The sequence below is a fragment of the Janthinobacterium glycogeni genome, assembly GCF_051380725.1.
In the GTDB taxonomy this organism is placed as follows: domain Bacteria; phylum Pseudomonadota; class Gammaproteobacteria; order Burkholderiales; family Burkholderiaceae_D; genus Janthinobacterium.
On sequence record NZ_JBNYXP010000013.1, the window covers coordinates 36323 to 49112 of the forward strand.

Annotated in this window: 10 protein-coding genes; 2 read left to right on the top strand and 8 right to left on the bottom strand. The window is 55.2% G+C overall.

The window, feature by feature from the left end; translation table 11 throughout:
• Positions 1 to 17 precede the first annotated feature (17 nt).
• Positions 18 to 1328 carry a hypothetical protein gene (locus tag ACQ4W4_RS23505; RefSeq protein WP_436544002.1) on the top strand — a complete coding sequence of 437 codons (1311 nt, stop codon included), beginning with the start codon at positions 18 to 20 and terminating at the stop codon, positions 1326 to 1328.
• On the opposite strand, the gene ACQ4W4_RS23510 is transcribed toward ACQ4W4_RS23505, so the two are convergent.
• A complete protein-coding gene (locus ACQ4W4_RS23510; RefSeq protein ID WP_436544003.1) occupies positions 1325 to 2845 on the bottom strand; it encodes an alginate O-acetyltransferase AlgX-related protein in 1521 nt (506 codons plus the stop codon). The two genes, ACQ4W4_RS23505 and ACQ4W4_RS23510, sit on opposite strands and share 4 nt — an antisense overlap.
• An 11-nt stretch (positions 2846 to 2856) precedes the next feature.
• Positions 2857 to 4335 carry an MBOAT family O-acyltransferase gene (locus ACQ4W4_RS23515; protein ID WP_436544004.1) on the bottom strand — a complete coding sequence of 493 codons (1479 nt, stop codon included), beginning with the start codon at positions 4333 to 4335 and terminating at the stop codon, positions 2857 to 2859.
• Between the two features lie 632 nt (positions 4336 to 4967).
• Between ACQ4W4_RS23515 and ACQ4W4_RS23520 the strand changes: the two genes are divergently transcribed.
• Entirely contained in the window at positions 4968 to 5846 is an 879-nt protein-coding gene (locus tag ACQ4W4_RS23520; RefSeq protein ID WP_436544005.1) for an acyltransferase, read from the top strand.
• 112 nt (positions 5847 to 5958) lie between these two features.
• On the opposite strand, the gene ACQ4W4_RS23525 is transcribed toward ACQ4W4_RS23520, so the two are convergent.
• From ACQ4W4_RS23525 to ACQ4W4_RS23550, 6 genes are all read right to left on the bottom strand, one after another.
• Positions 5959 to 7170 carry a molybdopterin-binding domain-containing protein gene (locus tag ACQ4W4_RS23525; RefSeq protein WP_436544006.1) on the bottom strand — a complete coding sequence of 404 codons (1212 nt, stop codon included), beginning with the start codon at positions 7168 to 7170 and terminating at the stop codon, positions 5959 to 5961.
• Between the two features lie 76 nt (positions 7171 to 7246).
• On the bottom strand, positions 7247 to 9160 hold the full coding sequence (locus tag ACQ4W4_RS23530) for a polysaccharide biosynthesis protein (RefSeq protein WP_436544007.1): 1914 nt from the start codon (positions 9158 to 9160) through the stop codon (positions 7247 to 7249).
• 40 nt (positions 9161 to 9200) lie between these two features.
• Entirely contained in the window at positions 9201 to 9761 is a 561-nt protein-coding gene (locus ACQ4W4_RS23535) for a sugar transferase (RefSeq protein ID WP_436544008.1), read from the bottom strand.
• Positions 9762 to 10706 carry a UDP-glucose 4-epimerase family protein gene (locus ACQ4W4_RS23540; RefSeq protein WP_436544086.1) on the bottom strand — a complete coding sequence of 315 codons (945 nt, stop codon included), beginning with the start codon at positions 10704 to 10706 and terminating at the stop codon, positions 9762 to 9764.
• Positions 10707 to 10780: 74 nt separating this feature from the next.
• Positions 10781 to 11872 carry a DUF1972 domain-containing protein gene (locus tag ACQ4W4_RS23545; protein ID WP_436544009.1) on the bottom strand — a complete coding sequence of 364 codons (1092 nt, stop codon included), beginning with the start codon at positions 11870 to 11872 and terminating at the stop codon, positions 10781 to 10783.
• A 109-nt stretch (positions 11873 to 11981) separates the two neighbouring features.
• Positions 11982 to 12788, bottom strand: a complete 807-nt coding sequence (locus ACQ4W4_RS23550) for a glycosyltransferase family 2 protein (protein ID WP_436544010.1) — start codon at positions 12786 to 12788, stop codon at positions 11982 to 11984.
• Positions 12789 to 12790 lie beyond the last annotated feature (2 nt).

A 12790-nucleotide genomic window follows, 5' to 3' on the forward strand; every position in this document is an offset into this window, starting at 1 on the left:
CGAATTTGAAGTTTCCCATGAAAAATCAGGTTTTCACTCCCCTAGTCATTGCACTGACCGCCATGGTGCTGGCTATCATCTGGTACTGCTTCGCTCCTGGCTTCATGTCTTATGATTCCATGGTGCAATACCAGACCGCACTGGACCAGCATTACACGGATAGCCATCCGGCCATCATGTCCTATCTGTGGCATCTGTGCCTGTTCGTCGTCGCGGGCCCGCAAAGTCTGCTGATAGTGCACCTGCTATTGCTCGCCGCAGGCATCCTGATCTGGTGCAGCAATTTGCCGCACCGTCGATGGGCGTTGCTGATCCCTGCCATGTTCCTGCTGCCATGGATCATCAACTTTGCAGGCGTGCTGTGGAAGGACGTGGGCATGGCCTTTGCCCTGCTCGTGGCAACAGGATTGCTGTACACAAAAACAAAGAACTGGCGCGTAGCCGCCGTTGCGATTCCCTTCATTTTCTATGCGTCCGCCGTCAGGCACAACGCCATCCTGGCCATCGTGCCGCTGATCTACTTCGCACTGCGTTACTTCTGGCCAGCGCGCTCGGTGGTACAAGCCGTCATCATGAGCGTGGTACTGTCCGCCACCTTGCCGTTGGCCACGTCTGTACTCAGCTATAACGTCCTGCATGCGGAGAGAAAACACTTTGAAACATTGTTGATGGGTGATGAGGTAGCCAAGATTTCGCTGATGACTGGAGAGAATCTGATGCCATGGGTAAAGCCCGAAGACAACGCCTTCTGCTCACCCATGCCTATCTTGTATGAAAGGGCGATGTGCTTTGTACGCAAGGGCTACGACCCTAACGGCAGCCTGTTTGCCGGTATGCCGCATACGACGGCCCATGCCTTGTGGAAAAAAACAGTACTCGAGCATCCATTGCCGTACCTGCAGATCAAAGGCGAAGCGTTCCTGTATTTCCTGCGTTCGCCCACGCTGGAACCTTACTATGCCTGGCACCCGGGCATCATGCAAAACGAGCTGGGAATCAAACTGGACAATCCAAAACTGGCGCACCTGATGCAAGCCTACGTCGAAGCTGGCCAGGTGACACCACTTGGCGAGTTCTTCAAGCCCTATCTCTGGTTGTTGCTGGCAATTGCCATGACCGTGCTTGGCTGCCGCATGCGCGCGTCGCTGGAGAAAACCCAGATACTAGCATTGAACGCTTCGTCGCTCGGCTACTTCCTCGGCTACCTGGCTAGCGTGCCATCTGCCGACTTCCGCTATATTTACTGGTGCATTATTGCCACCAGCCTGTCCACCATCATCTGGCTGGCCGCGCGGGCGAATGCGCGCGCGGCCTTGACGAAGAACTAGCGGCCCAGTTCCACCGTATTGATTCCCAGTGTCTGGCAGACGCCGGGAGCATCCAGATCGAGACGCAGGCCGGCGATGTTGCCGGCTTGCTGCCATGCCGGCAACAGTGCGAGATCGACGGAATTACTGCCGGGCGTGGCCATGAAACGCACGCTGCTGGCCTCGCTCGCATGGCTGCCCTCGGCATACCAGAACAGCTGCATCGGGACGGCAACGGACTTGTCGCCACAATCGAGCTTGAACGTCAATCGGGAAGCATCGGCGGCGCGTACCGCTGGTGCAAGCTTGAAGGCAATGAAGGCATCGCCGCCGGCGACACGGTAAGCCGAGCTGCCAGGTATCGCCGCTACGTCATTTGCCGACGACTCCGTGCCGCGTGCCATGACCAGGAAATTGGCTGGCTTGGCAGAAACGAGCAGTGGCGGCACCTGCTCAAACCGCAGCGCTCTCGCATCGCGCTCCACAACCGTGACAAACACATAGTCCGGACGATACTTCTCCACCAGTTTCACCACCATGGCGGCATCCGTGACGCCATAATGAATCTGCAGGGTTTCACTGAATGTGGCCGCCATATACGGCGACATGGCCGTGCCGAAGGAATCGCGCAGCCACAAGACTTTCTTCTGATTCAAGGCATTTGGCGATTTGACGAGTACCGGCGTGCGCGGCGCACCGACTTCCGGATTGCCGCCCGACTCCAGCAAGCGGCCAGTGTCAAAATCATATTTTGCCGTCTCCACAGGGCGGCCTATATCGATCACCACCGGCACTTCGCTGTCATGCAGCATATGGCTCATCTTGAGGAAGTTTGCCAGGTCGCCACCGTAGCGCTGGCTGGCCGTGCCGGGGCGTACCTGTTGTTCGGAGAGCCAGTGCAGGCCTGATGCGGCCTGTGCCATATCCGCACCCAGCGCACGGACAGCAACCCATCCACCGAGTTGATTCCAATGCGTATCTGTCTTGTAGTACAACGGCTGCGCAAACTCAGTCCTGGCCTTCCGCATGGCGGGCTGGACATCAACATACTGGCCAGGCTTCATGCTGGCGATGAGGGTATCGGTAGCCGATGGCAGCAGCGGCTGCGCCCAGGCAGGTGCCATGTCGGCATACACGGTATTTTTATTTGGCCCCACAACCACGCGAAAAGCCTGCACACCCTGCGATGCCAACCATTGTTCCCAGCCAGCGGTAGCCAGGGCAATCCTCTTGCCCGTTTCCACATCTACCGGCTGGCTGCCGCGCCGAGTCACCGTCAGCGTCTGTTCGTATTGGTCGCCCAGATACAACCAGCCATCACGGCCAATAGTCACCTGGCTGGGGCTCGTGGAAATACCGAAGCTATACAAAGCCCGGCTCCAGTACGGCAAGGCAAAATCAAGGTTGTATAGCACGGCACGGTGCCACCAGGCCTCGCCCGGTTTCTTTTGTACGTGGCCCCACTTCAGGTTAATCAGTGGAACAACCGACAGCGCCAGCAATGCCAGGCCGATAAAGGTAAGAATCCTTTTTTTCATGATGATACCGCTTAGAAATTGAAGTAAAGGAAGACAGACGTCGTCGTCACCAGCACGGAATACATTGCAAAACAGAACAGGACCAGTGCGCCTGCCATTTTTGCTCGGCTTAAACCACTCTGCATCAAGTCAAAGGAATTTTTCTGCCGGATAATCACGAACGCCACCACCACTGCGCAGAAGCACAGGAAGTTCGCCACCAGGCCCGTAGGCAGCCAGCGCAGCAGATAATCCGTCAACCAGCCGCCCCATGCCAGCTGGTTGCTGGGAACGGCGGCAAGCGACATATGTTGGATAGAGGCGAAATCGACCATGCCGCCCAGAATGCGACGGGCGGCGTCCATGTCCTTGGCGCGGAAGAAGACCCAAGTGACATTAATGAAGAGGAAAGTCACCAGCCAGGCCAGCGGTTTCGGCATGCTCCATCCACGTCCGCTCCAGAAACGGTGCAGCACCAGTGCGGCGCCGTGCAACGCGCCCCAGATGATGAACATCCAGCTGGCACCATGCCATAAGCCACCCAGGACAAACGTGGTCATCAAATTGAAATACACGCGCCATGGCGAGCAGCGATTGCCGCCCAGCGGAATATACAGGTAGTCACGCAAGTAACGGCTCAGCGTCATGTGCCAACGGCGCCAGAAGTCCTGGATATCGAGCGCCTTGTATGGCGAATTGAAGTTGATCGGCAACCAGATATTGAATAGCAGCGACGCGCCGATCGCCATGTCGCAATAACCGCTGAAATCAAAATACAGCTGGAAAGTGTATGACAGGCTGGTCAGCCAAGCACTGAAGAAATCCAGCTGCCCGGTACCGTCAAAACCCGTATTGGCCCAGATGGCGAACGTGTCCGCGATGACGGCTTTCTTGAACAGGCCTATACTGAAAATAAACAATCCCAACAAGATGTTGCGATGGCGGATAGATAAATTGCGGCGCGACTCGAACTGCGACATCATCTCGCGGTGATGAAGAATCGGGCCGGCGATCAGGTGTGGAAAGAAGGTGACGAACAGCGCATAGTTAAGGAAATCGTATTCCTTGGCCTCGCCGCGATAGCTGTCGACCAGATAGGCAATTTGCGTAAACGTAAAGAAACTGATCCCCAGCGGCAGCAATATCTGCGGCACCACATAGGCAGCGCCCGTCACGGCATTGATATTGTCCACCAGGAAATTGGTGTACTTAAAGTAAGCGAGTAAAGCCAGATTCAATGCAATGCTTAGCGCCAGTACCGTACGGCGCGACAGGGGAAAGCGCCGCGAACGAAAATCGGACGCGAGGTGGCTGCCGATCGAAAAATTGAACAGAATCGAGCCCAGCAAAAGATGGATGTAGGCAGGATTCCAGTAGGCGTAAAAGAACAGACTGACCGCCACCAACCATGCCTTGCCGAGGACAACCAACCGTATGCGGTTAAGGAAAAAATATCCGAAGAACGAGACCGGCAGGAATAACAGAATGAACTGAGCAGAACTAAAAATCATCGGTTCAACCTTTTTTCTTGAAGTTGTGCCCGTGCTTGTCGACAGACGGTTTGCATCGCGGCGATGTGGAAATATGTAACAGTTTATGGACCAGGCGGCGGGCTATGACAGGCATACATAAAAAGAAAGACCGGCAGTGATCGCGTCACTAACGGTCTATTACGGCCAGCACCCACGCGGTGCGGCTGCCCATGCCTGTCTTCCTCGGTACCTGCCCCTGCAGAAAGTGCCAGAATCGCCGCGATTATATCAGGATAATTTCTTTTCTTTAACTATTCAGCGCTTGAAGATACGGCAAAACCAGCACGCATTTCCACGCCATCCGGCCTTCCTGCCCCAGGGCGCCGGGTGGCAAAACGCTGTTTTTACCCTGTATAATAAATAGCAGAGCTCGTTAAAAGCACCTGGCCAATATGCCACACTCTTGTCCGATATCGGCTGGCCAGTGTTCTCGCGTCGGCACTGTTAACTGGTAGCGACAACCATCCCCCCATGCCCGTCCTGCCTGTTAGTCAGTTTTCCATCATTCCCATACACCTGTCTTATTTAGAAACTCCCATTTCTTCCCAATAAAACAATAAACGTCAACGTCCCTGAATTTTTCAGCGACATCACACAGGAGAGCATCGCCCATGAGTCAATTTATCGTAGTTGGTGAAGGCAAAGTTGAAGTGGCGGCAAGTGCGAAGATCGCGCCAACCGCCCAGATAATCTTCCATGCCCCCGGCACCGTCACCATAGGCGACTATTGCGTTATCGGCCCTGGCGTCAAATTCATTTGCGCGGGCGGCGATGTAACGCTCGGCGACTGGAGCACGCTGCATGAGAACTGCCTGGTCCTGAGCGGCCAGGGCGCGCAGATCGGTGCGCATTGCTGGTTTGGGCAAAACAGCATTATCGACGGCACGGGCGGCATCACCATCGGCCGCGGCGTACGGGTCGGCATGTACTCGCAACTATGGTCGCACGTCGCCGCTGGCGAACAGATCGAAGGCTGCACCCTGTATGGCGAACGTCCGGTTGTGATCGAAGACAATGTATGGCTGGTCGGTTCCTGCATCGTCGCCTCCGGTGTGACGATAGGTGCGCGCACGGTCGCCCTCATCGGCTCCAACATCACCAAATCATGCGGCGCGAACATGGTCATCGCCGGTTCGCCTGCCACGCACAAGCCGAATCTGTCGTTTTACCAGGACATCACGCTGGATGAGAAATGGACGCTGCTGCTTGGCTGGCTAGATGAAGTGGCCGCAGACCAGCATCTGCACTATGAACGCGATGACGCGGTCGGCATCGCCACCTTGCAAGATGCTGGTGCCGCCGCTGCGGATAGCATTGTGTTTGTGCGTGAGAGCGCCACCGCTGCCACCCAACGCCTTGCCCACCCGCATTCCACTGTATGTTGCGTGGAAGACAAAACCTATACCAAGACCCGCAGCGGCATTGAATACAAGGTACTCAAGGCACTGGCTGGCAACAAGGCCCGGTTCGACGCCGTGCCTGCCGCGTAAACGCCGCGCACGCGCCGCCTGGTGCCACCGGCATCTCGCCTGATGTAAAAATCCCGCGCTGGCATGTCTGCTGGCGCGGGATTTTTTTTAGTCTGCAATGTCGCAGCGGGGACTACAGGTTCTCACGCCACCATTTGCGCAGCAAGACGATTACGGAGGACAGGAAGAAGCCCGCAAGCAAGCTCAGCAGAAGTACCGAGGACATGCGGATATTGCGTTTTTCCGGCAGGGTCGGACCTGCGATGAAACGGCTTTTCTCCAGATACAAGTTGACCGAGCGCTGATTGTCAATCGTGATCATGTTATACACTTCCTTGACCACTTCATCGTTCAGATTCTTGCTCTTGAAGACGCGCTCCTTGACGGCCTCGAGACCACGCAACAGCGCTTCGCCCGACTGGTTCGTATCGAGCAGGCTCTTCGCCTGGTCATAGTACTCGCGCAACAGAATATTCTGGGCCTGGGCGCGCTTGAGGCGAATGATGGTCTCGCTCGTGCTCAATGCTTCCACTTCACCGGACATCAGGTGAGTAATCGGGGACAGATAACGCGCGCTGTCCTCCGTCACTGAAATCACCGAAGTGGCCGACTTGTTCGCCGCTTCCGGGTAGTTACCGACTATACGCTTGAGTACCACGCCTTTGCGCTGATACATCTCCAACCGTTCATTCATGTTGATGATGTCATTGTCGAGCTTGGTGATCATCGCTGACAGTTCAATATGCTTGAAACGCAGTACATCCGAATAGGTCGAATAGATGATGCTGTCTATCGTATAGCGTCCCAACAAATCCACCATGCGCTGGGCATTCTCGGCAGTGCCTGCCGCATAGGAAATGCGCAAACCAATGACATTATTGCTGCCTTCCTTCGGTTGCTCCATCAACTCCTTGGCGTCTATCTTGGTGAACGGGAAAACCGGCTCCACCATTTTGTTAAAGCCGTCGCCGGTGGCCATGGCCTTGCGCAAGCCGGCGATCCCTTCCACCGCCTGCAGCTTGTTCGCCTGGACAAAAGCATCGAAGCGTCCGCTGGTGCTAAAGGTGGCCGCATAGCGTTTGTAGTCTGCCAGCACAATCCCTGGATTCAAGTCTTTTTTCGGTTCCCGGTCGTTCTCCAGCGTTTCCTGCGGCAAGGGAATAGCGCCGCCAAACTGCAGGAAACCCTCGCTACGGTACTGTGCCAGATACAGGGCGCCAACCACGCTGATCACCATGACGGAAATAGTGGCGGCGGCAATCCACTTGCGCGCGTCGCGCAAGGCGCCCACATAATCAGCCACGTTGATGCCATTTTGCTTGTTAAGCTGGTCTAGATTGTCCATGTTTCTTCTTTAGAAAGTAAATACATCAATTCATCGGTACATCGAGGCGGCACGCGCTGCTGCCTCTCTTGCTCACCTAGGCCTGCAGAGATACCGCATCGCCACGCGCGCACCAGATCAAATCCTCGATACCGCATTGTGGCGCATATTCGGTCACCGCCTGCAAGAGCAAGGCGCGTACCGCCTCGTGATCAAAGCGTTCGCACGCATGCGTCAAATCGTTCAGTAACGCCTCTAGCTGAACCCACGGCAGTTCCGCTTCCTGGGCGCGCATGATCAAAGGATGATCAGTTCCCTCAACGTTATCGCCAATCAGTAATTCTTCGTACAGTTTCTCGCCTGGCCGCAATCCCACATGCTGGATTTCAATGGTGCCGTTCGGCGTCTGCTCACTGCGCACCTCAAGGCCACTCAGATGCACCATGCGCTTGGCCAGATCGACGATTTTAACGGGGTCCCCCATGTCAAGCACGAAGACATCCCCCCCTTCGCCCATGGCGCCAGCCTGCAGCACCAACTGCGCGGCTTCCGGGATGGTCATGAAGTAGCGCGTGATTTCCGGATGGGTAATGGTGATGGGACCACCAGCCATGATCTGCTTGCGGAACAGGGGCACGACGGAACCGGAGGAACCCAGTACATTGCCAAAGCGCACCATGCAGAAACGCGTCTTGTCCTGTTCGCGCGCAAATGCCTGCAAAATCAATTCCGCCAGGCGCTTGGTCGATCCCATGACATTGGTTGGTCGCACGGCCTTGTCCGTCGAAATCAAGACAAACCGCTTGACGCCGGCAGCAATGGCGGCACGCGCCATGCTCATGGTACCCAATACATTATTACGGATTCCCTCTATCGGATTGTGCTCCACCAGCGGCACATGCTTGTATGCCGCTGCGTGATACACAGTTTCCACATTAAACGTGCGCAGGATCTTTTCGCATTTCTCCGTTTCCAGCACGGAGCCCAGGAATGGCAGCAACTCCAGTTCCATATGCAGCGCCTTGCACAAACCCTGCAATTCCTGTTCGATCGTATACAGCGCAAATTCCGACATTTCCAGCAAAATCAGGCGAGCAGGCCTCTGGCGCAGAATCTGCCGGCACAACTCTGAACCGATGGAGCCACCAGCCCCGGTCACCATGACGGTCTTGTCGGTGATGCACATGGCCATCAGATCATGATCCGGTTCGACCGCATCGCGGCCCAGCAAATCCTCGATCTCGATTTCACGCAAGTCCTGTAGGCGAACGGGGCCGCTGATCAGACTCTTGATCGGCGGTGTCACCAGTGTCTTGATCTTCAATGGCTCCAGCTTGTCAAGAATGCGGCGCTGCTGCGCACGCGAAAGGGACGGCAGGGCCACCAGGATCTTTGTGATCCCTTTTTCCGCGATAAGTTCCGGCAAGTCTTCGGGCGCATACACGCGAATGCCGGCAATAATGGCGCCATGTAATTCTTTTTTCTCATCGATCAGGGCCATCGGGCGATATTCGGCGCCATAGCTCAAGGTCTGCGCCAACTGGCTGCCAGAAACGCCGGCGCCATAAATGGCAACACGGATCCCTCCTGAAATGCCCGATGCATGAGAAAAGTAACCACGCGCAATAAACCGGCTGGCAGTCACATACATGATCGCACTGACCCAGTAAATGCCGAACACTCCGCGCGACAAGCCAATCATGTGCGTGGAGAAGGCCGCCATCGCCAGCAAGACAGCAACCGACAGCGTCACGCCCAGCACCACCACGTAGACGATCTTGTAATCGATAAAGCGGATCACGGCACGGTACAGTCCCAATTTGATAAAAATTGGAATGGAAATCACTGGTGCCAGGACAATGATCCAGACATACGGACGGAATACTGCAAGGCTGACGCCGTCAAAACGCAGCAATATCGCCACGCAGAAGGTCAGAGGCAAAAAGAGCATATCTGCCGAAGCGGCGATCAGCTGTTTTTGCAAACGCGGAAAATTCGATAAAGGAGTCATCAATTCATACCAATCTCAATATGCAGGCTCAACCTGGTTATCAGTGCGTAATACCATCGCGACGCACCACTTTCAGGAAAGTCAGGAAGATAATCTTCAAGTCGAGAAAAAACGACTGTATCCGCAAATACTCGGCGTCCAGCCGGACTTTGTCCGGTATCGGCAATTCATCGCGGCCGTTGATCTGTGCCCAGCCGGTCAGGCCTGGCAATACCTTGTCGACACCGTATTCGGTACGCAAGGCAATCAAGTCGTCCTGATTGAACAGGGCCGGACGCGGGCCGACAAAACTCATGTCGCCGACAAGGATGCTCCACAACTGCGGCAACTCATCCAGGCTCGATTTGCGCAGGAACGGCCCCACCGGTGTCAGAAATTTCTTGGCATCGGTCAGCAAATGGGTCGCTACGGCGGGCGTGTCGACACGCATGGTACGGAATTTGGGCATCCGGAAGATACGATTATGGCGCCCTACGCGATCCGACCAGTACACAACAGGCCCGGACGACGTCAGTTTCACCATCAGGGCCACCACGAGCAGCGGCACGGACAGCAATACTACGGCCAGCAAGGCGACACTTACATCAAACAAACGTTTCATTTAATTTCCCCGCGCCGCACGACGCAAACCTTCATCCACACTCAGCGGCGGTACCCAGCCTAGTACCTGCCGCGCCTTTGAAATATCCACTTGCAGCGAGCCGCACAAACGCTGTGCGAACCCACGCTTGCCAATCGCCGCGCATGCCGCTTCCAGCATCCATGCCGGCACGGGCAGCAGCCGCGCCGGCTTGCCCAGCGCCTGGCCCATACGAAGCAGCAACTGACTGGTCGACAGATCCTCGCCGTCTCCCGCCAACCAGACTTGGCCGGCAGCCGCAGGGTGCTCCGCGCACACGGCCACCAGATCGGCCAGATTCTCCAGGGCAACCAGGCTGCGCCGGTTTTTGATTGCGCCCAGCGGCAATGGTATGCCGCGTCGCAGCCAGCGCATCATGCTGAGGAAATTGGCGCCGACGCCAGGTCCGTAGACAAGCGGCGGCCGTATCACCACCACTTCCATGCCAGTTTCGCGAGACAGCGCAAACAAGCCCTGCTCGGCTTCCAGCTTGGAAATACCATACGGATCAGACGGCGCCGGAATATCGCTTTCAGAGAATGCCTGCCCAGGCTGCGTCGCTTCACCATTCACCTTGATGGAACTGATGAATACAAAACGCGACACACCCGCCCGTGCAGCGCAGCGCGCCAGGTGCAGGGTTCCTTCAACATTCACACGGCGGAATTCCTGCAACGGATCGGCTGCCGTCTCGTTCATCACGTGCACCCGAGCCGCAGCATGCACGACGACATTTACCTTGTCAAAGGCATGATCCCAGCACGTCTGCTTAGACAGACCATCGATGACGAACGTTTCTACCGCGCCAGGAAACTTGGCGGTGGCGTCGCGCGTGCAGGCACGAATACGTCGGTCCCCTATACGGGCCAGCCGTTCAATCAATGCTGCGCCGACAAATCCGGTCGCTCCAGTCAATAACAGCACAATACAATCCTAGTAAAAATATCGGGGAAGGATGGCTAGAAGGCATCCCGCTAGCCACACTGGCGGCTTATCCTGTATTAACGCACCTGCCGTGGCGCGTCGAACAAGGCGGCATACTTCGCCGAAATGGTGTTCCATGTATAATTTTCTTCCGCAATGCGCTTCATGCTACGTCCGATGACCTGCAATTCCTCCGGTTGCACCGTATTCAGAATCTCCAGCAAGCCAGCTTCGTCGTCGAAATAGATGGCATGGTTTTGCGTTGTTTCGCGGTTATAGTTCACGCCAAATGCCAGAATGGGCAAGCCGAGATACATCGCTTCCACCAGCGATGGGTTTGTGCCACCAGCGCTGTGGCCATGCACATATATACGGCAATTGCTGCGGAGCTGGTTCAAGATGCTCTGGTCATAAATCGGATCGAGCAGGTGCACATGATCGACATTGCCGTATTTTTTTCTTAACTCCTGTCCATACGCGCTATTGTCCCAGTTACCGACAATAACCAGCGGCATCCGCTTTTGCGCAGCGAAGACATCGATGATCAGGTGCACATTATTTTCCGGCTCGATGCGGCACACCTTGAACGCATAATCGTGCTGCAAGAATGGAAAACGCTGCAATACCTCACCGTTGATCGGCTGCTGTGTGACATGGTCGGCACCGTAGGCAATCAGCTCGCTGGGGCGGTCATATTGCGCACTGACGTATTGCTGAATCGCCTTGTTATCGGCAATCGTCACATCGGCAAAACGCACCGCCGTCGCTTCGGACAATTTCAAGAACCATTTGGCAAAACGGCTCCACTTGGCGCGGCGCCATTCCATGCCGTCGATATTGACGATAACTTTCTTTTTGCTCAGCAATTTAAGTACTGGCAAGAAAATGCAACCCGACACCCCCAGGATCAACAGCACGTCGGCATAACGCAGCGCGGACAACATGGACACGATATCGTATGGAATACTCTGCACGCCATTCGCATCAAGATTCACATATTTCAGCTTGACGCCCTTGTATGTCGCCGGCTGCTGCTCATATTTTTTGCCACTGCAGTATACGGTGATATCAAATTTATCGCACAAATTATCCGTCAGATGATCAGTCAGCGTTTCCCATCCACCGTATTTTGCTGGCAAGCCCACCGTTCCAATAATCGCAATTTTCATTTACAAAACCTTAACTTTCAACTTTTTATTCAACAAAAGCGGCCTGACGCCACTTCAAACATTTTGCACACCGCGCATAGCACGATGAATCGCCTGGCAGTGCGTGCAATTACTTTCGGAAGTACCTCAATTTCAGCACATCCGACAAAATTCTCAGGCAACCGAATGTGCCGGAAATGAGCAAGCAGCCTATGCCGTAAAAGCGCCAGTGGCGCAACATCACCCTCTTGGCACGAAATTCGTTCATGCGCATCCGGAACAGCGCCGAAGAAAGGCCGCCCGTACTGCCAGGCGCGCGCGACAACGTCGTCATCGCGGCGGGAACGAAATGCACGGCTTTGGCCCTGGCGCTGATATTGAATAAATACGCATAATCTTCGCAATAGCGCATCAGCGGCACCCCCAGACCCAAATTACGCCTGACCGTCAGGCATGGGGTATAGACCGGGTTGAGAGCAGCCAGCAGGTATTTGAACGGCAAGTGGCGCAAGTAGCCGCCATACCAGCGCGCATTGATCGCATTGATATTGGTCGGGGTATCGACTGGATGATAGACGATGTCGCAGCTTCCCTCTTTTAAGTAGCCGAGTAGAAAATCAATTTTCTCGGAAGAAAATTTATCATCCGAGTCAAGAAACGCGACATAACTGAATCGCGCGCGACGCACACCAAGATTGCGCGCCGACTGAGGGCCGCTGTTGTTTGCCAGGCGGTAGACACGTACCGGTATGCCAGCACTATTACATGCAGGCAGCTTATCGGCCAGTATGACATTTGGCGAACAATCGTCAACGACCACAATTTCAACCTGTTTGATTGCCGCAGTCGTGACCGATTCGATAGCATCCAGCAACGCGTCATAGCGCGCATAGGCGGGAACGACCACCGAAATACCGAATTCTTTTCCAATGCTCATAA

What these genes read in the sequence shown, in the direction of transcription:
- ACQ4W4_RS23505 (WP_436544002.1), top strand. Translation starts at nt 18, where the DNA reads ATGAAAAATCAGGTTTTCACTCCCCTAGTCATTGCACTGACCGCCATG.
- ACQ4W4_RS23510 (WP_436544003.1), bottom strand. Translation starts at nt 2,845, where the DNA reads ATGAAAAAAAGGATTCTTACCTTTATCGGCCTGGCATTGCTGGCGCTG.
- ACQ4W4_RS23515 (WP_436544004.1), bottom strand. Translation starts at nt 4,335, where the DNA reads ATGATTTTTAGTTCTGCTCAGTTCATTCTGTTATTCCTGCCGGTCTCG.
- ACQ4W4_RS23520 (WP_436544005.1), top strand. Translation starts at nt 4,968, where the DNA reads ATGAGTCAATTTATCGTAGTTGGTGAAGGCAAAGTTGAAGTGGCGGCA.
- ACQ4W4_RS23525 (WP_436544006.1), bottom strand. Translation starts at nt 7,170, where the DNA reads ATGGACAATCTAGACCAGCTTAACAAGCAAAATGGCATCAACGTGGCT.
- ACQ4W4_RS23530 (WP_436544007.1), bottom strand. Translation starts at nt 9,160, where the DNA reads ATGACTCCTTTATCGAATTTTCCGCGTTTGCAAAAACAGCTGATCGCC.
- ACQ4W4_RS23535 (WP_436544008.1), bottom strand. Translation starts at nt 9,761, where the DNA reads ATGAAACGTTTGTTTGATGTAAGTGTCGCCTTGCTGGCCGTAGTATTG.
- ACQ4W4_RS23545 (WP_436544009.1), bottom strand. Translation starts at nt 11,872, where the DNA reads ATGAAAATTGCGATTATTGGAACGGTGGGCTTGCCAGCAAAATACGGT.
- ACQ4W4_RS23550 (WP_436544010.1), bottom strand. Translation starts at nt 12,788, where the DNA reads ATGAGCATTGGAAAAGAATTCGGTATTTCGGTGGTCGTTCCCGCCTAT.